Source organism: Pseudomonas sp. UMAB-08, assembly GCF_900095225.1.
Taxonomy (GTDB): domain Bacteria; phylum Pseudomonadota; class Gammaproteobacteria; order Pseudomonadales; family Pseudomonadaceae; genus Aquipseudomonas.
Genome location: NZ_LT607419.1, coordinates 160,634 through 180,751, shown reverse-complemented (window position 1 = coordinate 180,751; position 20,118 = coordinate 160,634). Strand labels below are relative to the sequence as shown.

Genomic DNA, 20,118 nt, shown 5'->3' with positions numbered 1-20,118 from the left:
TAGTCATTTTTGAGTAGTCGCACTAAAGTAGCAAATGGCCTCTATGCTGGGCCTTGTCCGTTCGACGGTTTTAATAGTCCGAATTCTTGATTCATGCGCTGCAAGGCGTCGCAGGCCGGCAGGGGTAGCGGCAGCGAACACCGGGTGTCCAGGCAGAACGCTGACTAATGGAATTAGCCACATAGGCCGTTTGTGCCAGTTCGGGAAGGAGTCCCTTTGAGCACGGTGAGTCAACGAGTGACCCCTAAAGCCATACAGCATTTGTTGCTGAAACGATTTGCTTTGGCTGCCAGCACGTATGCGCTGGTGCTGGCACTCGTCTGGGTGGCGATTTTTACTGACTATTACCAGGCTCCCCTGCGCACGGCGGTCATTGGCAGCTGTCTGGTGGTGCTTTGCCAGTTGCTGTTGCTGGGGATGTTCCTCGGCGGCTTCAACCTGCGTTTCAAAGACCCGAGCCTGACCGAGCTTCAAGTGTTGTTGGCGCTGGGGTGGCAAACGTACCTGCTGGCCCATCTCGATAGCGCCCGGGGCACGTTCCTGGTCATGTATGTGCTGATCATGCTGTTTGGGCTGTTTCATCTGACGCCCAGGGTGTTTGTGCGCTGCGTGGCGTTCGTGTTCTTGTGCTTCGCCGGATTGAATCTGTGGGAAGCCTTCCAGTTGAAACTGGCAGATCCAGGCTTGGCCGCTTTACAAGTCTTCGCATTGTTCATCGTATTGCTTTGGCTGTGTCTGTACGCTCGCTATGTCCAGGCCTCACGGCAGCGCATGCGTCAACGCCGCTTTGCGCTTCAGGCGCATCAGGACACCTTGCGCGGAATGATGCGTCAGCTTGAAGATCTGGTGGCGACTGACGAACTGACCGGCTTATATAATCGTCGACACTTTCTGCGCATGGCGTCCCGGGAACTGGGAACCATGGACAACAGTTATTCTCACGGTTTGGCGCTGATCGACCTGGATCACTTCAAACGCATCAACGATGTCCACGGCCATGCCGCCGGTGATCAGGTATTGCAGGCTTTCGCCGCTGTTGCCACTGCCTGTCTGCGCGTGGGTGACGTATTGGCTCGCTACGGCGGGGAGGAATTCGTGCTGTTGTTACCGCATTGCACCGCTGCACACCTGACCGGTTGTTGCGAGCGGCTGCGCGAAGCGTTTACCCATGTCGAGCTGGTCGGCCTGGACGTGACTGAATTGAGCCTGTCAGTGGGGATGACCTTGCTGGAAGTGGGCGACGATCTTGACGAAGCCTTGCAGCGTGCCGATCAGGCGCTGTACCGCGCCAAGCGCGGCGGGCGAAATCGTTGCGCCGCAGCGTGGGAAAACGCCGATGCCTGACATCCGTGTCGGTGACCGGCAATGGCCGGTCGCGGCAGCGAGCAATCTGCTCGATGCCCTGAATAATGCCGGGATCGCCGTGCCCTACAGCTGTCGGGCGGGCAGTTGCCATGCCTGTCTGGTTCGTTGCCTGCAAGGCGAACCCGCAGATGCTCAGCCAGAGGCGCTGGACGCCGACAAGCGTCAGCAGGGCTGGCGACTGGCCTGTCAGTGTCGGGTCGTCGAAGACCTGACCGTGGAAATCTTCGACCCCAGCCGCGATGGCTTGCCGGCCAAGGTTGCCAGTTGCGACTGGCTAAGCCCGACGGTATTGCGTTTGCGCCTGACACCCGAGCGTCCATTTCGCTACCGCGCCGGGCAACATCTGGTGTTGTGGACCGCCAACGGCATCGCTCGCCCGTACTCGCTGGCGAGCTTGCCGGAAGAAGATCGCTTCCTTGAATTTCATCTTGATTGCCGTCACCCCGGCGCCTTCAGCGATGCTGCACGACAGTTGAAAGCGGGCGACCCGATGCGCCTGGGCGAACTGCGCGGTGGCGCTCTGCACTATGATCCGGACTGGTCCAGTCGCCCGCTATTGCTCCTGGCGGCTGGCACGGGTCTTGGTCCGCTGTGGGGCGTGTTGCGCGAGGCGCTGCGTCAGGAACATCAGGCGACCATTCGCGTGATCCATGTGGCCCACGACGCCAGCGAGCATTACTTATCCACAGCCCTGGCTGAGCGGGCGGCGGCTTATCCACACCTGCAGATCCAATTACTCACCGCCGCCGAGCTCCCGGCCGCGTTGGCGGAACTGCGGCTTGTTTCCCGACAGACCATCGCCTTGCTTTGCGGGCACCCTGCCAGTGTCGAGATTTTCGCCAAGCGCCTCTATCTTGCGGGCTTGCCGCGCAGTCAACTGTTGGCCGATGTGTTTCTCAGTCGCGGTTGAGCGCTGATCTCCCGATACAACGCGCCAAGCCACTCTCGAAGATGCCCGTTCAGACACCGGATATATTCAAGGCGCAAAAAAGGCCCCGCAGTTCGAAATGAACTGCGGGGCCTTTTGATACTGCCTGAATAGCCTTAAACCATTGGATCGCCGACGTGCAGAATCTTCATGCCGTTGGTACCGCCAATGGTGTGATAGCTATCACCCTTGGTCAGGATCACCCAATCGCCTTGCTTGACGAGGCCACGTTTGACCAACTCATCCACTGCCGCCTGGCTGACCTGACCCGGTGGCAGAACCGACGGGTCGAACGGTACGGTATAGACGCCACGGAACATCGCGGCGCGTGCCTGGGTTTCGCGGTGCGGAGAGAACGCGTAGATCGGCACGGAAGAACGAATCCGCGACATGATCAACGGCGTGTAACCACTTTCGGTCAAGGCGATGATCGCCTTCACACCGGGGAAGTGGTTGGCGGTGTACATGGCCGCCAGCGCAATGCTTTCGTCACAACGCTCGAATTTCTTGCCGATGCGGTGGCTGGAGGTTTTGCTGGTCGGGTGCTTTTCAGCGCCGACGCAAATCCGTGCCATGGCCTGGACTGCTTCGATCGGGTACGCGCCCGCAGCACTTTCTGCCGAGAGCATCACTGCGTCGGTGTAGTCGAGCACGGCGTTGGCGATGTCGGACACTTCAGCGCGAGTCGGCATCGGGTTCTGGATCATCGACTCCATCATCTGCGTAGCCACGATCACTGCCTTGTTGTGGCGGCGTGCGTGCAGGATGATTTTTTTCTGGATGCCGACCAGTTCCGCGTCACCGATTTCCACACCCAGGTCGCCACGGGCAACCATGACGGCGTCACTGGCGCGAATCAGCGCATCAAGGGTTTCGTCGTCTGCGACCGCTTCTGCGCGTTCGATCTTCGCCACCAGCCAGGCAGTGCCGCCAGCTTCGTCGCGCAGTTTGCGAGCGTATTCCATGTCGGCGGCATCGCGTGGGAACGAAACGGCCAGATAATCCAGCTCCATTTCTGCTGCCAGCTTGATGTCGACCTTGTCTTTCTCAGTCAGGGCTGGCGCCGTCAGGCCACCGCCGCGACGGTTGATGCCTTTGTGGTCGGACAGCGGACCACCGATCAACACCGTGCAATGCAAGGCATCGGCGGTGGCGGTATCAACGCGCATGACGACACGTCCGTCGTCGAGCAGCAGCTCGTCGCCTACGCCGCAGTCTTTGACCAAATCCGGGTAGTCGATGCCGACGACGTCCTGGGTGCCTTCAGTCAGTGGATGAACGGTAGAGAAGGTGAATTGATCACCGATCTTGAGGTCGATCCGCTTGTTGGCGAATTTGGCGATACGAATTTTCGGGCCTTGCAGGTCACCGAGCAGTGCGACGAAGCGCCCGTGCTTGGCGGCAATCTCGCGGACCAGGCGGGCGCGAGCTTTGTGCTCGTCCGGCGTGCCGTGGGAGAAGTTCAGACGAGCGACGTCCAGGCCTGCCAGGATCAGTTGTTCGAGAACTTCCGGCGAGTTGCTGGCAGGGCCAAGGGTAGCGACGATTTTGGTACGACGAACGGTCATTTACAGACTCCTTTGCTGAGGCGCAGCGAGAGGCTACTACTGTCCAGTCCTGTAGTCATTGTTCCTTTGCACTACCTCGGCCCGTCTTTTCTGGGCAAAAAACACCCTGAAGAAATCCCTGGTCGGGTCGATACATTGCAAAGCACAGGAGAGACTCATGCGAATTTTGATCGTTTTAGCCTTGATGGCCAGTGTCGGCGGCTGCACGCGTTGGTCGATGGACCAGCATTTGAACAGCGCTTACCGCTCGTATGCCGAGGGTAATTGCGACAGCGTGATGCTCGAACTGTCCCAGGTCGAGCGTGAGAGTCGTTCGCGTCGATACATCCAGCCAGAGGTGTCGATGCTGCGTGGGCAGTGCCTGGAGCGCCAAAGCTTGTTCGTCGATGCGGCGCAGACCTACCAGTACATCATTACTCAGTACCCTTCCAGTGAGTATGCGTTTCGAGCGCACGCACGTCTTGATACCCTGCAGCAACTCGGCCACTACCGTCGCGGTGAGCCGGCACAGCCGAGCCCTGCCTCACTTTAATTACACCCGATTGGATGGGCGGTCATATTTGGGAGTGCTCATACGGCTGTGTTGAGCTAGTCTCTGGGTGCAGGGAGTAAAAATACGTAAAAATAGTCGCACACGTGGCCATGGACCGGCGTACATCACGCAAAAAACGCTCTATTCCGAGGCTCTGCTTAAAGGGCTCAGGTTGTGGAAGTGTTTGATGGCGTGCAGGTATCAAGGGAGAATTTGCCTCGGCAGCGATTATCGCCACGCCCCCGCGAACTCGAAAAGCACTAGCGCAACCATGCTTAATGGTTCATTCATAGCGACCGTCAAACATGCTTATCGAACGACGAATCGAACGTCATCAACTGCCTTATTTTTTGCAGGTTTTTAATCGATATACCGATAAACCGCTGGGGTGTCTCGGCAATGTGTCACAAGATGGTTTGATGTTGATCAGCGATCTGCCGATTCTGGTAGGCGCGGATTTTGAGCTGCGTTTGAAGATACCGGATGAAAATGGCGAACAGAGAACCATCGATATCGATGGTCGTTGCCTCTGGTGTCACGAAGACGAAACGCCAAGGAACTACGATTCAGGGTTCATGCTGCAGGCTTCACCCATCGAGTACGCACAGTTGATTCGTGCGTTGCAGCGTTACTTCAGTTTTCATTCTCTGGAAGCCCCGGTCTGAGCACTGGGTCTGTTTGGCGCGGGCACTGCATTCACCTGCCTTGACTCAAAGCGTGCCGGCCTTTTTCCAGCTCAGATAACGGCTGACCAATTGCGCCCCGAGTTCTCCGGGGCGCGCATCCAGTACTGGCACACCGTGGGCGTTCAAACGTTCGTGCAGAGTTGCGCGTGCGTTGAAAAAATCAATGGTGCCGCAGTAGGCGAGGGCGTCCTGCCAGGTTTGCACGGGTGTCTGACGCAGGCTGTCCAGCACTTCCTCACGTAAACTGGCGACCAATACCCGATGCTGGCGGCTCAGCTGTTTGACCGCGCCGAGCAATTGCTCATCGTCTTCATCCCGCAGGTTGGTGACCAGCACCACCAGTGCGCGGCGTTTCTGCCGGGCGAGCAATTGGCGCACGGCGACGCCGTAGTCGGCGGGACGTTGTGTGCTCTTCAAGTCATAGACGCTATTGAGCAGCACATTCAGCTGTCCCGAGCCTTTGACCGGTGCCAGGTAGTGGTCCTTTTCGCCAGCAAAGGTGGTAATCCCCACCGCATCGCCCTGGCGCAGCGCGACGTAACTGAGCAGGAGGCAGGCATTGAGCGCATGGTCGAAGTGCGCCAGATCTCCATCCTGACTGCGCATGCGTCGGCCGCAATCGAGCATGAATACGATCTGCTGATCACGTTCATCCTGATATTCGCGAGCGATGGGTGTGCGTTGGCGTGCGGTAGCTTTCCAGTCGATCTGGCGCAGGCTGTCGCCTTCGCGAAATTCGCGCAGCTGATGAAACTCCAGTCCCAGGCCGCGACGCTGACGCTGGCGCACGCCCAGTTGGCTGATCCAGTTATCCACCGCGATTAGCTGGCCGCCATACACACGAGCAAAGTCGGGGTAAACGCGGGTGGCATCGACCAGCGGCAGATAGCGGCGCGTGGTCCATAAACGCAAGGTGCTGGGCAGGCTGATTTCGCAGCGTTCGAAGCCGAAATGGCCGCGACTCAGCGGGCGCAGACGGTAGCCAAGCTGGCCATGTTCACCGGGGCGCAGGGTGATGTTTTGCGGCAGGTTTTCAACGGTCAGGCCCTCGGGCGCATGATCGAACACGCTCAGTGTCAGCGGCTGGCTGAAATTGTGCTCGACCGTGATGCGCACTTCGCTCCAGCGTCCCAGCGCCAGACTGCCCGGCAGTTGACGTTGCAGGCGCGGCGAGGGTTGGCGCGTGAGCCGCCAGGCATCAAGCAGGCTGAGCAGTATCAGCGCCATCAACAACCCCCAACCTACCGCCGAAAGTTTCGCCGGAAGGTCGATGCCCAACGCGTCCAAAGTGCCAAGGACCACCGCCAGGCCCATCAGTGCGCCGAGCCAGCCGAGCAATAAGCGAGAGGGCTTGAGCGCCTGCTTCATAGACGTGGCGCCGGAACCTGATCGAGCAGTTGTTTGAGCACTTGATCCACCGACAGCCCTTCGATGTCCAGCTCGGGCGAGAGCCTGACCCGATGGCGCAACACTGCAAGCGCGCAGCCTTTGATGTCGTCCGGGATCACGAACTCGCCACCGCGCAACAGGGCCCGTGCCCGTGCCCCGCGAACCAGTGCTATCGACGCCCGTGGCCCTGCACCCAAGGTCAGGCCTGGCCAGCTACGGGTGGCGCGTGCCAGGCGCACGGCGTAATCGAGTACCTGTTCGTCCAGCGGCAACTCACTGGCAATGCGTTGCAGGGCCAGCACGTCCTTGGCTTGCAGGACGGTGCGCAGCGGCTGTACATCGAGCATGTCGGCTTTGGTCGAGCGCGTGACCTGGCGGACCATGCTCAGTTCTTCGGCGGAGTCCGGGTAGTCCATGCGCAACTTGAGCATGAAGCGGTCGAGTTCAGCTTCGGGCAGAGGATAAGTACCTTCCTGCTCGATAGGGTTTTGCGTGGCCAGCACCATGAACGGTTGTGCGATCGGCAGGGCGCGTCCCTCCAGGGTGACCTGTCGTTCCTGCATGGCTTCGAGCAGCGCGGCCTGGGTCTTCGCCGGAGCACGGTTGATTTCATCGGCCAGCAGCAGGTTGGTGAACAGCGGGCCTTTGCGCAGTTTGAACTGTTCGGTCTGGAGGTCGTACACCGCGTGGCCGGTGACATCGCTGGGCATCAGGTCGGGGGTGAACTGAATCCGGGCGAAGTCCCCGGCGAAGCAGCGGGCGAGGGCGCGGACCAGTAACGTTTTACCCAGCCCCGGAACACCCTCGATCAACACGTGGCCGCCAGCGATCAGCGCAGTCAGCACGTCGTCGATCACCGTATTCTGGCCGATCACGACTTTTTGCAGCTCCTGGCGCAGGGTCTGAGCCAGATGGCTGGCACGTTGGCGTTGCTGGGCCTGATTGGCGGGCGCTGCCGTTGTCTCGGCGCTGCTTTGCGGGTCCATCGGGTAGTCGCTCATAGGGCATTCCTGAGAGTTTGCAGGTGGGCAACCTGGCGGGTGAATTCTGCGCTGGACAGTCGCTGAGCGGGGCGTGGGCGCAGGGCCTGACTGACAGCGCTGGTGGGTTGGCGCGTCAGGCGCCCAAGCACCTGCCATTGGTCGGCGACGCCGAGGTGTTCGAAACCGGGATGACGCTGTCGGGCGCGACGCAAGATGTCTTGCTGCAATGCACGCAACAGGGCCTGTTGACCGCTGCGTCTGAGCAGGAAGTCGGCACTGGCGCGCAGGTGTTCGGTCAATTGCCGGCGCGCACGTGAAGCCGGAGCCTGCAGCGGGCCGTGACGCAGGCCGACGTGCCACAGGAGCAAGCCGGTCAGCAATACCAGTGCGGTCAACGCCTCCGGGAAATACCGCAGCAACAGGCTGAACAGGTCAGCGTGCTCGGTTTGCAGCAGCATCGTTACCGAGCTGTCCTGGGTCAGATACCACAGCAGCCAGGCATTGTCGTAGCGGGCGATGGTCTTGTTTTTCCACAGGTCGCTGTCACTCAAAACGGTGATCAAACCATTGCCATAGGCCAGTTGCATCATGTGCGTGGCCAAGCCGCTGTTGGCCCAGGACTGAGCACGGTCCCTAGGGTCGTCGAGGTGGAACTCGGTATCGAAACTGAAATAGGCCGGTTCGTCTTCGTTTTCCAGATACAGCTTGGTCAGGCCGGGGTAGTCCGTCGGTGCCAAGGGGGTAGGCTGTCTGGGCACGATGACTTTTGCCCGGTCCTGTGTTTGCAGGTCCGCGCTGAGGAATTGGTGAATTTGCACCCGGTCCAGCAGCAGGTCGCCGCTGCGGCCTTTCTGTTCATCCCAGAGTTGCTCGGCGACGAACAGTAGATGACCGCCGGATTTGGCCCAGTCCAGCAGTCGCTCGACTTGCCGGGGCGTCATGTTTTCGCGACTGGCGAGGAGCATCAGGGTCTGCGGCTCCTGACGCGCGTCGGGCAAGTTCTGGAGTGCATCGGTGACCTGAACCGGTACCGAGCGTTGGCGCAGGAAGTTTTCGGCGGCCAGGTAGGGGTTGCCGCGCACTTCAGGTGACGGACCTTGATCGATGACCTCGGTATAGCGCTCCAGGTGCGTGTACAGATAACGGCCGGCCAGCCCGAGCGCGACTATCAATAGCAGGCCGATCAGCAGTGCGTTGCGTCGGGTCATCGGGGAGCCCCCGAACCGAACAGTTGTCGCCAGCCGTCACACAGTTCCTGTTGTAGGTGCGCCGGGGGCAGGTGATGGCCATAGGCGAGGTTCTGCCAGTGTTCAGTCAGGCGTTGGCTGTACGCGTGTAATGCCAGCAGTTTGAGCTGCGCAACCTGCTGCAACACCTCGCCCTCGGTGTCGGCATTCTTCAGCGGCAGTTGGTAGTCGGTCAGCAGGCGGCTGAGCAGTGCTCTATACAACAGGCCCAAGGCCTTGCGGGGTTGAGTGGCCCACAGGCGTTCGGCTGTGCCAGCCACGTCATCGGGCAGGCTTTGGGCGTTGACCTGCAAACCGAACAATTGCCGGGGGACGTTGCGTTGAATTTTTTCCGGGCCTTGGCGACGGCTGACGAAGGTACTGATCCAGGCCCGGTATCGCCAGATCAATACGCTGACCAGGATGATCGCCCCGGCCCACAGCAGGACTTCAAACACATGGGCAAGCATGTTGGCGATACGCGCCAGCCAGTTGATCAAGCGCAGCAGCCACTGTGCTGAATCAGCAGGTTTTTCCGCTTTGGTAGCCACTTTGTCTTCGATCAGGCGCCATCCCGTCACAGTCTTGGGGTTCTTGAACGGCGGGAGTGCCAGTTGCGCCTTGATGCTGTCACGCGCGGCGTTGCTGGTCAGTGCTTGATGAGTCAGGCGTGGGCTGTCTGGCCCGGCTGGAGCATGTTCGGGTGATGCAGGATCAAGCGGTGGCAATGGGCAGCTGTAGCGTTGCTCCGCGGCCCAGGCGGACGGGGTGGCCGTTGAAAACACCAGGCCCAGGCCGATCAACATGACATAGGCGCTGCCGATCAGACGTTGGCGCAAACGGCGCAGCACCAGTTCGATATCCCAGGCTTCCAGCGCGGTGCGCCTGTTCAGGTACAAGGTGAAGCCGCTGGCCACATAAACCGGTTCCCAGAAAATCAGGATTAAGGCATAAAAAGCATTGCTCAGGTGTTCGAGCCAGTGCCAGTTGCCTTCGATGTCGAGCAGGCTGTTCCAACTCCAGTTCAGTTCGACCTGTTGCGGGATCAGCAAATAGAAGACGCTCATCAGCCCGAGCCACAAGGTCATTTCCAGTGCGCTGCCGACCGAGGTCAGCCAGCGTGCGGCGCGCAGGTTGTGTTGGCTGAGAATGCCGATGCGCTGCTGGCGTGCCGGGCCGGATAAGTGTTCAAGTTGTTGCACCGGCAGTTTGAAGCTGCGGCTGAGGCTCAATCGGCGCCAGGTCAGGCTGGCCAGTAACTGCGGCTTGAGTGCTTTTGGCCAGGCCTTCAGGGCTTGCTTGAGGCTGGGCGTCGAGCCAAAAATCGCTTGCGAAAGTATCAGTAGCGGCAGGCGCTCAAAGGCCGGTTTGAGCCACCAGAACACCAGGATCGCAATCGTCGGAGAGTTCCAGAACACCAGGCTGAGCAGGGCGAAGATCGGCAGCGTGACGGCGGCCCAACTGCCCATCAACAAGCCGCGATGTTCGCGAGCCAGCAGCACGCCAAGGTCGATGGCTTCCCATGGATTGCGCGGGCGAATCACGACACTGGCGTCAGTCAGGCGCATGGCCACTCCGTCCAGCGAAGATCAGGTACGCCCCGACGAGCCCCCATAGGCAGGCGCCGACCAGGTATTTGGTCAGCGGTTGAAAAGACGTCATCGATGACCAGTAGGCCTCGATAAAGGCCGCGATCAGCAGAAACAGCATCACCCCGCACATCAACCGCACGCTCACTTTTGCCGCCAGCCGCAACGCCTCACTGCGCGGTAGAGGCCCGGGCGCGAGCAAGGCCCAGCCCAGCTTGAGGCCTGCGGCACCGGCGAGGGCAATGGCGCTGAGCTCAAAAGCACCATGGCCGATGACGAATGACCAGAAGGTCTGCCCATAACCGATTCCGCTGAGATGGCCAGCCACCGCGCCGATCATCAGGCCATTGAAGAACAGAAAAAACAGACTGCCCACGCCGAACAGCAATCCGGTGGCGAAGGTCTGAAAGGCGATCCCGATGTTATGCATGATGTAGTAACCGAACATCATCCAGTCTTCGCTGGAGCCCCGCGTCGCTGCTTCGCCGATGCGCCGCGCAGTCGGGTCATACATGCTTTCCATCTCGGTCACCTGCGCGGGGCTGACGACGCTGTAGACCAGGTCCGGAAAGAAATACACCAACAGGCCGATGCCGATCAGGCTGCCGAAAAACAGTAGGCTGGCGACCAGCACGAAACGCCATTGCGTCCTGACCAGTCTCGGAAAGTCGGCGAGGACGAAACTCAACAGATGCGCACCCAGCTGGCTGCGGTGCCGGTACAACTGTTGATGGCCGCGCATCGCCAAGTGTTGCAGCGGGTCGACCAGATGACTGCTGTAGCCGCGCTCTTGCGCCAAGGCTAATTGCTGGCAGATTCGGCGGTAGTCGCTGGCGAATGCCTCGCAGGCCTTGCTCTCGGCTTTACCGTGTTCCAGCGCGTCCAGCAGTTCGGCGAAGCGCTGCCAGTCGGGTTGATGGCGACTTTCAAACAGGGATTGCTTCATGTCGGCCCCAGCAGGCCGCGAGCGATCCCATTGAGGTGCGCGACGGCTTGATCTGCGGGGACTTGCAAGGGCTGCGCAAGAATCGCGGCCAACTCCTGCGTGCGCTCGGCGGACAGGCTGGCCTGCCGCTCAGCGAAGCCCAGCAGCGCGCGCTGTTCATCCAGGGTCAGGGCGAATGGAGCAATCAGCGGCAATGCGTGGGGCAGCGTCGGGCGCACGCTGGGCGGGTCGCAATAGACCACCAGTGTGCCTGCGGCCAGATCGCCCAGACGTTTGAAGGTGGGATGCTGCAGACAGCTCACGGCACCCAGAAAGTAACCGAAGGGCAGCATGTCGACGAAACGCAGCAGGTTGCGGGTCAATGACGCCGACCAGCCAATCGGCGTGCCGTCGTCGTGAACCACGCGCAGGCCCATGATCTGCTTGCCGACAGTGCGCCCTTGATTCAGCACCTCGAACAGGACCATGTACCCCCACGTCCCCAGAAACAGCACCAGCGCGCTCAGGCCCATGCCGAACTTATCGAACAGGCGGAGGAAGATGAATAACCCGCCCATGACCAGCACACGAACCAACAGGTCGAGGGTAAACGCCAGCGTACGTGGCACCAGGCCTGCAGGGCGCAGGATCAGATCGATGCCTTCCGGGGTTTCGATGCGGGCGCGAGTATCCAGTGGCGTGTGCGGCGCAGCACTCCTGGGCAAAGCGGGGGGGAAGGACATTATCGAGTGGTACACGCCTGAAGACAAAGCCCGATGCTAGCCAGCACGGGCCCTCGAAGCAACCAGACTCTCCAAACGGACAGGCGCGAGACGTGTGAGCACGCGTATCCGCCGCGTAGCCGAATCAGCCGATTGGCCATTTATGCTGCGCACCCCCTACACTTTGCCGGTCTTCTGTTCAGGAATAGCCCGTGACCTCCAGCATCTTTTGGTACGACTATGAAACCACTGGCATCAACCCGCGCAATGATCGTGCGCTTCAGGTTGCCGGTATCCGCACGGACGCTGAGCTCAATGAGATCGCGGCGCCGATTAACCTTTACTGTCAGCCGAGCGAGGACATCCTGCCGCACCCGGCAGCGTGCCTGATCACTGGTATCACCCCCGACCGCCTGGCCGAACAGGGGTTGAGTGAAGCCGACTTCATGACCCGGGTGCATGCTGAATTGTCGGCGCCAGGCACCTGTGGCGCAGGCTACAACACGTTGCGCTTCGATGACGAAGTGACCCGTTACAGCCTGTATCGCAATTTCTTCGATCCCTATGCGCGCGAATGGCAGGGCGGTAACAGCCGTTGGGATTTGATCGATGTCGTGCGAACGGCGTATGCGTTGCGCCCTGAAGGGATCGTCTGGCCCGAGGAAGAGGGGCGAGTGACCTTGAAACTTGAGCGTCTGACCGCGGCCAATGGCATCGATCACGGTCAGGCTCATGATGCCTTGTCCGATGTGCGCGCTACGATCGCCTTGGCGCGTTTGATTCGGGAGAAACAGCCGAAACTGTATGACTACTTGTTTCAGCTGCGCAGCAAACAGCGAGTGCAGGATCAGATCCGTTTGATGCAGCCGCTGGTTCACATCTCCGGACGCTTCTCCGCTGCGCGCAGTTACTTGGGCGTGGTATTGCCGCTGGCGTGGCATCCGCACAATCGCAATGCGCTGATTGTCTGTGATTTACACCAGGACCCTGCGCCATTGCTTGAGCAGGACGCCGATACATTGCGTCAGCGCTTATATACCCGGCGAGATGATCTTGCCGACGGTGAATTGCCGGTGCCGCTCAAGCTCTTGCATATAAACCGCTGCCCGGTGGTCGCGCCGCTCAACGTGCTGCGTGCCGAAGATCAGCAGCGTTTGCAATTGGACATGGCCCACTATCAGGCGCGCGCGCAGCAGTTAACAGACGCGCAGGAACTTTGGCAGGATAAAGTGAAAGCCGTTTATGGCCGTGAAAACTTTACGCCCAGTGAAGACCCGGAGCAGCAGTTATATGACGGGTTCCTCGGTGATCGTGATCGACGGTTGTGTGAGCAAGTACGCACTGCCGAGCCGGAACAGTTGGCCAGAGACGAATGGCCTTTTGATGATGAGCGTCTGCCTGAATTATTATTCAGATACCGCGCGAGGAACTTTGCCGAGACCTTGACTGCCGAGGAGCAACAGCGTTGGCATGCCTTTTGTCAGCAGCGCTTATCGCGGGCTGAGAGCGGAGCGCCTAATACATTACAAAGTTTTACAAAATCCCTGGTTGAGTTATCCCTTAGTGCTACACCGGCTCAGCTTAAGGTATTGAGCCAATGGCAGGATTATGCCCAGCAACTGCGCGCGCGCTTCAGCCTCTGAAGGGCCGCCTGGCTGGAGGGAGACATTTTTTGTAATACACGGCGGGCCCTAAACGACAGGTAATAAAAAACGCCAGCAAGCTGGCGTTTTTTATGAGCCGTCATTGCTGACGACCGGTATTCACTTAGCCCAGCAGAGTTGCCCAGCCTTCAACTACGTCACCGCCCCACTTGGCTTTCCACTCTTTCAGAGTCTTGTGGTTGCCGCCTTTGGTTTCAATGACTTCGCCGTTGTGCGGGTTCTTGTACTGCTTGACCTTGCGTGCACGCTTGGTGCCGGTAGTCTTCACGGCGCCGCGTGGAGTCTTGTTAACTTTGGATTCTGGATCAAGCAACGCGATGATGTCGCGCAGCGATTTTTGATATTCGCCCATCAGGGTGCGCAGTTTGCCTTCGAATTCCAGCTCAGTTTGCAGTTTGTCGTCTTGCGACAGACTTTTCAAACGGGCTTGCAGTTCTTTGATGGCTTCTTCCGTGGCACGGTATTCGTTGATCAGGGACATGAAGGGGTACCTTATGTTCAGAGGGTGGCAGGGACACAGTGACGCAATAATAGTCAGACAGTTTGATCAAGTAAACATTAAAGAAAAGTTTTAGGGCAATTATTTATAAAATCGGCCCTGCGCAACAGCGCGACAACATTAGATATTGCACCGTGGGCGCTAAAGGATATCGCCATAATGGCCCTTTTTAATGCAAGGCCTCTATCGGCACTGACGGGACCGCTATCAGGGGAAACGGTGTTGCCTGGGGACGCGATGCCTCAATAGCCACGGCGGTTTCAGGCTCGGCGAGAGGAGTACTGCAGTTTTCCTGCGTAATCGCTAGAATGGCGGCCTTTGCGAAGTTCTGGAGTTTTTCCCTCATGCGCACTTTTCGGCTGGTGATTGCTTGCCCGGACCGCGTCGGCATCGTTGCTAAAGTCAGTAACTTTTTGGCCGCCTATAATGGCTGGATTACCGAGGCGAGCCATCACTCGGACAATCTCAGTGGTTGGTTCTTTATGCGTCACGAGATTCGTGCCGATACAGTCCCTCTGGAACTTGAAGAATTTCGCAAGGCGTTCGCGCCGATTGCCGAAGAGTTCTCCATGGACTGGCGCGTCACGGACTCGGCGCAGAAGAAGCGCGTGGTGTTGATGGCCAGTCGTGAATCGCACTGCCTGGCGGATCTTCTACACCGCTGGCACACCGATGAGCTGGACTGCGAAATTGCCTGCGTGATTTCCAACCATGAAGACCTGCGCAGCATGGTCGAGTGGCACAACATCCCCTATTACCATGTTCCGGTGGACTCAAAGGACAAGGAGCCGGCGTTCGCTGAAGTCTCGCGTCTGGTCAAGCACCATGAGGCGGACGTAGTCGTGCTGGCGCGTTACATGCAGATTCTGCCGCCGCAATTGTGCCGTGAGTATGCGCATCGGGTGATCAACATCCACCACAGCTTCCTGCCGTCGTTCGTGGGGGCCAAGCCGTACCACCAGGCTTCGCTGCGTGGCGTGAAGCTGATTGGCGCGACCTGTCACTACGTGACTGAGGAACTCGACGCGGGTCCGATCATCGAACAGGACGTGGTGCGCGTCAGCCACCGTGACAGCATCGAAAACATGGTGCGCTTCGGTCGCGACGTGGAAAAGATGGTGTTGGCCCGCGGGCTTCGTTACCACCTGGAAGATCGGGTGCTGGTGCATCAGAACAAGACGGTCGTGTTCGACTAGTCTCAAGGACCTGACTGACCGCCATTCGCGAATAAATCCGCGCCCACACAGGTTTACCGTGGGGGTGAATGTATTCGCGAAGGCGTAGCGATGGAGGCGAAGGTGACCGATCCACTCGACAAAGCCACATCAAGCGCACCACCCACGCTTGGCGAGGGCTGCCTGAATCGTTATGACCCGGACGCCCTGAGGCCAGAGGATGGTGCGGACTTCGACGGCGCCGTCGAGCTTTGGCAGCAATTGCAACAGACACCTGAGGCGCCAACGGACACGCCGAAAAAATAATCAGGCGTGTTTGAGGCGCATCAGCTTATTCAGCAACGGTCGTCCGACCAGCAGCAAAAACACCGGCCCACCGGCGATCAAGTAAAAGTAGTACGTCACCGCCCGCCAGATCAGGATCGCCGCAGCGGCCGTGGACTTACCCACGATGGGGGCCAGCAGTGCCGCCGATGTCAGCTCTGCAGCGCCTGCGCCACCCGGCAACAGGCTCAGCTGTCCCGCGCTCAGCGACAGCATTTGAATCAGAAAACTCCAGGCCCACTGGATGTCCACGCCCAAACCGCGCAAGGCCAGATACAGCACGCTGTAACGCAAACCCCAATGCAGGCAGGTCAGCACGAACACCTGCGCCAGCTTTTGCCGAGGCATCTTCAGCGTGTCGACAAACGCATCACGAAAGTGCAGCAGTTTGCGTGCCCAGTGCCGACGAGTCGTGGCGGTGGTGTTGAGGCGTTTGAGCAGGCCCCCGTTGAGTTTGATGATCTGCCGATGATAGCGGGCGAAGCCAATGCCCAGGCACAATCCGCCAAGCATCAGAATCGCACTCAGGCTGAGCATCCACTCCAGCTTCTGACTGAGTTCGTGAAACAGCGCATACAGCAGAATGCCAAGCAGGGCGCACAGGAAGAACAGCAGATCACTGAGTTGGTCAGTGGCGAAGACCGCGCTGCTTTTAGCCGGGCGTACGCCATTGCGCGACAGCACTGTCATCAATGTCAGTGGCCCGCCACTGCCGCCCGGCGTCGCGCAAATCGCGAACTCGGTGGCCATGACCACCCCAAGGCTTTTCAACGGGCTTAACCCGCCCACGCTGTCCCCCAGCAATAGACGCAAGCGCAGTGCGTTCAAGCCCCAGCACGCCACGATCATGCCGAGCATCCCCAGCAACAGGTCCAGGGGGAAACTGCTCAGGCGCAGGAACATCTCACTGCCGCCCAACACAAGCGGAATCAGGAGGGCGGTGAGCAGCCCTGCCAATAACCAGGCGAGTCGTTTCACGCGGCTGACCTCATGGCTGGATGCTGTGCGGCAAGCCAGTGAGCCTTGGTCATGGGCGTGCGGCCGCTCTCGATCAGTCTTTTCAGGATTTGTAGCCAGTAGTGACGGGCATACTCATGGCGCATATCGACCGGGTGTAAGCCCAGTCGAATGGTCGATGCTGCCTTAAACCTGTGTTCGAGGCGGTCGCTGAGGATTTTCGACACGCCGCGACGCCAAGCGCTGCGCGCACTCCAGACAATGCCCGGCGCTTCAATCCGGGTAAAATCCGGCAGCCGATACAGATGCTGAGCATCGCTGGTGTACTGCAGAGGCAGGCTGCGCAAGGCGTCTCGCGTGCCCTCGCTCATCAGCCAGGCAGGGGCAATGAACCCATGGAGCGGCCAGCCCATACGTTGAAATAATTCGATACCTGCGAGCAGGCGGGTCAACGCCTGCTCGCGGTCGAGGGCATAGAACTCAGCTTCCCACGTGAGAATACGCCGCATGAAATAGTCGTGCGGAGTGCGCGGCGGCGGGCCGTCGTCGCAATGGTAGTAGCCATGCAGTGCCAGCTCATCGCCGCAGGCCAGGCGATTTTCCAGCACTCGCTGAAAGTGAGGGTCGGCACTCACCGGATTGCGTTTATGGAAGTCGGGAACCACCAGCAATGTCATGGGGATATTGCCCAGCGCGTCCACCGCCTGGATAAACGGCTGGTAGTCGGCCCAGGTTTCGGGCGCTACATCATGCAGCACCAGCAATACGCTACGTTCGATGTCAGCCATGAGCGAGCACCGGTAAGCGACTGCCCAGGACGGCTTGATAATGTTCGAGCAGGCCCTCGACCACGGTGTCCCAGGCATATCGCTGTTCGACGTAGTGCCGCGCCTGATCGCCTTTTTGCGCGCTGTCGTGGCTGAACAACTCTCGCACGGCGCTGGCCATGGCCAACGGATTGTTCGGCGCGCAGAGCAAGCCGCATGTTTCAGGCACGATTTCAGTAAATGCGCCGGCTGCCACGGCAATTACCGGAATGCCACTGGCCATGGCTTCGAGAATCACCAGACCGAAGGTTTCCTGATCGCCGGCATGCAGCAAGGCGTCGGCACTGGCCAACAAACGGGCGATTTCGCTGGCCGGGCAGAAGTGACCGATGACCGACACATTGTCCGGAACCGCATCGGGCATGTGCGAGCCGACCAGCAACAGGTGATAGTCGGCGCCCAGCCGTTTCATGCAGTCGAGCAGCACGGGCAGGTTTTTTTCACGCGATCCGCGTCCGGCAAAAATCAGCAGGCGGGTGGCTTCGTTGAGGCCTAGCTCGGCTTTAAGGCCCGGATCGCGAAGGGTGGGTGTAAACGTCACCAGGTCCACGCCCAGCGGTTGCACGTGCACATTCTCGACGCCCAACCGGATCAACTTGTCGGCCATGATGGTGCTGGGGGCCAGGACCCGGTCGAAATTGTTATACAACTTGCTGACGTAGGTTTCGACGTTGGTGCCAAGCCAGTTGCCGATACGGTTGCTCACCAGCAGCGGTAAGTCCGAGTGATAGAAGCCAATGACCGGCACATCCAGTTCGCGGCGTGCATCCAGCGCGGCCCACGCCGTCAGGTAAGGATCGCCGACTTCGATCACGTCGGGATGCAGGTCGTGCAGGACATTGCGCCAGGGTGCGAGGCGCAAGGGGAAGCGATAACCGTTGCTGAAGGGCAGGGCCGGAGCCGGCACCTTATAGATCCCGTCTTTGTGGCTCAGGCTGGCGCCGGGGATCAACAGACTGTGACGAACGCCTGGATAACGCCCCAGGCGACGATGTTTGGCATCTAGATAAGTACGCACGCCACCGCTGGCAGGGGCGTAGAACATGGTCATGTCAGCGATATGCACAGTAATAATCCCTCCAGTGTGGGAGCCTTCCTAAGGTTGACCACTGACAAGAATAGATGTTCGGTGCACAAAAGCAGGGCGCTGGACGGCCGCGCCGAACTTAAACTTTCTGCTCTACTTGTATGACGGTTGCCTATCCGGATTTAACCAGGGGTGAATACATGCCTGACTCTCAGCAATTCTTTCTCGGCAGCGATCTGAACGGGCGGCCGATCACCCAGGCCATGCGCCTGACCAATCGTCATGGCTTGGTGGCGGGCGCTACCGGAACGGGGAAAACTGTCACCTTGCAGCGTCTGGCCGAAGCGTTCAGCGAAGCTGGTGTTGCGGTGTTTGCCGCGGACATCAAAGGTGATCTCTGCGGCTTGGGTGCGGCAGGCAACCCTGAGGGCAAAATCGCGGAACGAATCGCCAGCATGCCGTGGCTCAATCATCGGCCACAGGCTTATCCGGTGACCCTATGGGATATCCATGGCCTGACAGGCCATCCGTTGCGCACCACCCTCACTGAAATGGGGCCATTGCTGCTGGGCAGTTTGCTGGAGTTGACCGACAGTCAGCAGTCAGCGCTTTACGCGGCATTCAAGGTGGCCGACCGCGAAGGTCTGTTGTTACTGGATATCAAGGACCTGAAGGCGCTGCTCAATCATTTGAGGGAGCAGCCTGAGCTGTTGGGCGAGGACAGCGCGCTGCTGACGACCGGCTCCAGCCAAGCGTTACTAAGACGCCTGGCGGTGCTGGAACAGCAAGGTGCAGAGGCGTTGTTCGGTGAACCCGCGCTGCAACTCGAGGACATCCTGCACCCGGCCAGCGATGGTCGTGGGCGCATCCATCTGCTGGACGCCAGCCGCTTGGTGCATGAAGCACCCAAGGTGTATGCGACCTTCCTGCTGTGGTTGTTGGCGGAACTGTTTGAACAGCTGCCAGAGCGTGGGGACAGTGATAAACCGCTGCTGGCGTTGTTTTTCGATGAGGCCCATTTGCTCTTCGCCGACACCCCTAAAGCCTTGCAGGAGCGGCTGGAACAAGTGGTCCGTTTGATCCGCTCGAAAGGGGTTGGGGTGTATTTCGTCACTCAGTCGCCCAGCGATTTGCCCGACGATGTGCTGGCTCAATTGGGTTTGCGCATTCAGCACGGGTTGCGCGCGTTTACCACCAAAGAGCAAAAGTCACTGCGCGCCGTGGCTGACGGCTTCAGGCCTAACCCGGATTTCGACACCTTGGCGGTGCTGACCGAACTGGGTATCGGTGAGGCGCTGGTCGGCACCTTGCAAGACAAAGGCACGCCGGCCATGGTTCAGCGTGTGTTGATCGCCCCGCCACAGTCGCGTATCGGGCCATTGAGTGAGGCTGAGCGCGCCAATTTGATCGCGCAATCGCCGTTGGCCGGGCGCTACGATAAACCGATTGATCGTGAGTCTGCGTACGAGATGCTGATGGCGCGCAGGGTCGCGGAGCCAACTGATTCAGACGTGCCTGTCAAAGGCGCAAAGGAAGAATCCAGCTTTGGCGACCAGGCGGGGGCGTTCCTCGGCGGTCTGGCGGGGCAAGCGATGAAAACGGCAATGCGCCAGGCTGCCAATCAGATCGGCCGGCAATTGGTGCGGGGCTTGATGGGGTCGTTGCTGGGCGGGGCGAAGAAACGCCCGTAATTCCTGGCTCAAAAAAAGCGCCCAACAGGGCGCTTGTTTTG

19 protein-coding genes are annotated in these 20,118 nt (G+C 59.5%); 8 read left to right on the top strand and 11 right to left on the bottom strand.

Annotation, left to right across the window (positions count from 1 at the left end; genetic code table 11):
• The first annotated feature begins 237 nt into the window (after positions 1–237).
• Entirely contained in the window at positions 238–1,344 is a 1,107-nt protein-coding gene (locus K0F75_RS12635; protein ID WP_219062353.1) for a diguanylate cyclase, read from the top strand.
• Positions 1,337–2,275 carry an iron-sulfur-binding ferredoxin reductase gene (locus K0F75_RS12630; RefSeq protein WP_219062198.1) on the top strand — a complete coding sequence of 313 codons (939 nt, stop codon included), beginning with the start codon at positions 1,337–1,339 and terminating at the stop codon, positions 2,273–2,275. The genes K0F75_RS12635 and K0F75_RS12630 overlap by 8 nt, the downstream gene beginning before the upstream one ends.
• A gap of 134 nt (positions 2,276–2,409) precedes the next feature.
• Here K0F75_RS12630 and pyk read toward each other — a convergent pair whose 3' ends face one another.
• Positions 2,410–3,861: a pyruvate kinase gene (gene pyk, locus K0F75_RS12625; RefSeq protein ID WP_219062197.1), complete on the bottom strand. Its 1,452-nt coding sequence runs from the start codon at positions 3,859–3,861 to the stop codon at positions 2,410–2,412.
• Between the two features lie 157 nt (positions 3,862–4,018).
• Between pyk and K0F75_RS12620 the strand changes: the two genes are divergently transcribed.
• Complete coding sequence (locus tag K0F75_RS12620; RefSeq protein WP_219062196.1) at positions 4,019–4,393, top strand: tol-pal system YbgF family protein; 375 nt, start codon at positions 4,019–4,021, stop codon at positions 4,391–4,393.
• Positions 4,394–4,698: 305 nt separating this feature from the next.
• Positions 4,699–5,058 carry a PilZ domain-containing protein gene (locus K0F75_RS12615; RefSeq protein WP_219062195.1) on the top strand — a complete coding sequence of 120 codons (360 nt, stop codon included), beginning with the start codon at positions 4,699–4,701 and terminating at the stop codon, positions 5,056–5,058.
• 45 nt (positions 5,059–5,103) lie between these two features.
• Here K0F75_RS12615 and K0F75_RS12610 read toward each other — a convergent pair whose 3' ends face one another.
• The 6 genes from K0F75_RS12610 to K0F75_RS12585 are packed head-to-tail and all read right to left on the bottom strand — an operon-like array spanning position 5,104 to position 11,934.
• Positions 5,104–6,447 carry a DUF58 domain-containing protein gene (locus tag K0F75_RS12610; RefSeq protein WP_219062194.1) on the bottom strand — a complete coding sequence of 448 codons (1,344 nt, stop codon included), beginning with the start codon at positions 6,445–6,447 and terminating at the stop codon, positions 5,104–5,106.
• Positions 6,444–7,454 (bottom strand): MoxR family ATPase, encoded by a 1,011-nt coding sequence (locus K0F75_RS12605; protein ID WP_219062352.1) that lies wholly within the window; start codon positions 7,452–7,454, stop codon positions 6,444–6,446. Before K0F75_RS12605 ends, K0F75_RS12610 begins: the two co-directional genes overlap by 4 nt.
• Before the next feature lie 11 nt (positions 7,455–7,465).
• Entirely contained in the window at positions 7,466–8,659 is a 1,194-nt protein-coding gene (locus tag K0F75_RS12600; RefSeq protein WP_219062193.1) for a DUF4350 domain-containing protein, read from the bottom strand.
• Entirely contained in the window at positions 8,656–10,245 is a 1,590-nt protein-coding gene (locus tag K0F75_RS12595; protein ID WP_219062192.1) for a DUF4129 domain-containing protein, read from the bottom strand. Before K0F75_RS12595 ends, K0F75_RS12600 begins: the two co-directional genes overlap by 4 nt.
• Positions 10,232–11,212, bottom strand: a complete 981-nt coding sequence (locus K0F75_RS12590; RefSeq protein WP_219062191.1) for a stage II sporulation protein M — start codon at positions 11,210–11,212, stop codon at positions 10,232–10,234. Before K0F75_RS12590 ends, K0F75_RS12595 begins: the two co-directional genes overlap by 14 nt.
• Positions 11,209–11,934, bottom strand: a complete 726-nt coding sequence (locus K0F75_RS12585) for an RDD family protein (RefSeq protein ID WP_219062190.1) — start codon at positions 11,932–11,934, stop codon at positions 11,209–11,211. The genes K0F75_RS12590 and K0F75_RS12585 overlap by 4 nt, the downstream gene beginning before the upstream one ends.
• A gap of 191 nt (positions 11,935–12,125) precedes the next feature.
• Here K0F75_RS12585 and sbcB point away from each other — a divergent pair, with 191 nt between their 5' ends.
• On the top strand, positions 12,126–13,556 hold the full coding sequence (gene sbcB, locus K0F75_RS12580) for an exodeoxyribonuclease I (RefSeq protein WP_219062189.1): 1,431 nt from the start codon (positions 12,126–12,128) through the stop codon (positions 13,554–13,556).
• A 124-nt stretch (positions 13,557–13,680) separates the two neighbouring features.
• Here sbcB and mvaT read toward each other — a convergent pair whose 3' ends face one another.
• Positions 13,681–14,058, bottom strand: coding sequence for a histone-like nucleoid-structuring protein MvaT (mvaT, locus tag K0F75_RS12575; protein WP_219062188.1), 378 nt, complete (start codon positions 14,056–14,058; stop codon positions 13,681–13,683).
• 362 nt (positions 14,059–14,420) lie between these two features.
• Here mvaT and purU point away from each other — a divergent pair, with 362 nt between their 5' ends.
• Both purU and K0F75_RS12565 read left to right on the top strand, forming a co-directional pair.
• Complete coding sequence (purU, locus tag K0F75_RS12570) at positions 14,421–15,272, top strand: formyltetrahydrofolate deformylase (protein WP_219062187.1); 852 nt, start codon at positions 14,421–14,423, stop codon at positions 15,270–15,272.
• Positions 15,273–15,374: 102 nt separating this feature from the next.
• Positions 15,375–15,557: a hypothetical protein gene (locus tag K0F75_RS12565; protein ID WP_219062186.1), complete on the top strand. Its 183-nt coding sequence runs from the start codon at positions 15,375–15,377 to the stop codon at positions 15,555–15,557.
• On the opposite strand, the gene K0F75_RS12560 is transcribed toward K0F75_RS12565, so the two are convergent.
• From K0F75_RS12560 to K0F75_RS12550, 3 genes are read right to left on the bottom strand one after another with little or no spacing between them, the layout of a single operon-like run.
• Positions 15,558–16,553, bottom strand: coding sequence for a lysylphosphatidylglycerol synthase transmembrane domain-containing protein (locus K0F75_RS12560; protein ID WP_219062185.1), 996 nt, complete (start codon positions 16,551–16,553; stop codon positions 15,558–15,560). It abuts the gene before it with no gap.
• Positions 16,550–17,320 (bottom strand): DUF2334 domain-containing protein, encoded by a 771-nt coding sequence (locus K0F75_RS12555; RefSeq protein ID WP_219062184.1) that lies wholly within the window; start codon positions 17,318–17,320, stop codon positions 16,550–16,552. Before K0F75_RS12555 ends, K0F75_RS12560 begins: the two co-directional genes overlap by 4 nt.
• Entirely contained in the window at positions 17,313–18,425 is a 1,113-nt protein-coding gene (locus K0F75_RS12550) for a glycosyltransferase family 1 protein (protein ID WP_219062183.1), read from the bottom strand. Before K0F75_RS12550 ends, K0F75_RS12555 begins: the two co-directional genes overlap by 8 nt.
• Positions 18,426–18,586: 161 nt before the next feature.
• On the opposite strand from K0F75_RS12550, the gene K0F75_RS12545 reads away from it, so the two are divergent.
• A complete protein-coding gene (locus K0F75_RS12545) occupies positions 18,587–20,077 on the top strand; it encodes a helicase HerA-like domain-containing protein (protein WP_219062182.1) in 1,491 nt (496 codons plus the stop codon).
• The last annotated feature ends 41 nt before the right edge of the window (positions 20,078–20,118 follow it).

Excerpts from the sequence above, each read along its gene's own strand:
- K0F75_RS12630 (WP_219062198.1), top strand. The coding sequence starts at position 1,337 with ATGCCTGACATCCGTGTCGGTGACCGGCAATGGCCGGTCGCGGCAGCG.
- pyk (WP_219062197.1), bottom strand. The coding sequence starts at position 3,861 with ATGACCGTTCGTCGTACCAAAATCGTCGCTACCCTTGGCCCTGCCAGC.
- K0F75_RS12620 (WP_219062196.1), top strand. The coding sequence starts at position 4,019 with ATGCGAATTTTGATCGTTTTAGCCTTGATGGCCAGTGTCGGCGGCTGC.
- K0F75_RS12615 (WP_219062195.1), top strand. The coding sequence starts at position 4,699 with ATGCTTATCGAACGACGAATCGAACGTCATCAACTGCCTTATTTTTTG.
- K0F75_RS12610 (WP_219062194.1), bottom strand. The coding sequence starts at position 6,447 with ATGAAGCAGGCGCTCAAGCCCTCTCGCTTATTGCTCGGCTGGCTCGGC.
- K0F75_RS12605 (WP_219062352.1), bottom strand. The coding sequence starts at position 7,454 with ATGGACCCGCAAAGCAGCGCCGAGACAACGGCAGCGCCCGCCAATCAG.
- K0F75_RS12600 (WP_219062193.1), bottom strand. The coding sequence starts at position 8,659 with ATGACCCGACGCAACGCACTGCTGATCGGCCTGCTATTGATAGTCGCG.
- K0F75_RS12595 (WP_219062192.1), bottom strand. The coding sequence starts at position 10,245 with ATGCGCCTGACTGACGCCAGTGTCGTGATTCGCCCGCGCAATCCATGG.
- K0F75_RS12590 (WP_219062191.1), bottom strand. The coding sequence starts at position 11,212 with ATGAAGCAATCCCTGTTTGAAAGTCGCCATCAACCCGACTGGCAGCGC.
- K0F75_RS12585 (WP_219062190.1), bottom strand. The coding sequence starts at position 11,934 with ATGTCCTTCCCCCCCGCTTTGCCCAGGAGTGCTGCGCCGCACACGCCA.
- mvaT (WP_219062188.1), bottom strand. The coding sequence starts at position 14,058 with ATGTCCCTGATCAACGAATACCGTGCCACGGAAGAAGCCATCAAAGAA.
- purU (WP_219062187.1), top strand. The coding sequence starts at position 14,421 with ATGCGCACTTTTCGGCTGGTGATTGCTTGCCCGGACCGCGTCGGCATC.
- K0F75_RS12555 (WP_219062184.1), bottom strand. The coding sequence starts at position 17,320 with ATGGCTGACATCGAACGTAGCGTATTGCTGGTGCTGCATGATGTAGCG.
- K0F75_RS12545 (WP_219062182.1), top strand. The coding sequence starts at position 18,587 with ATGCCTGACTCTCAGCAATTCTTTCTCGGCAGCGATCTGAACGGGCGG.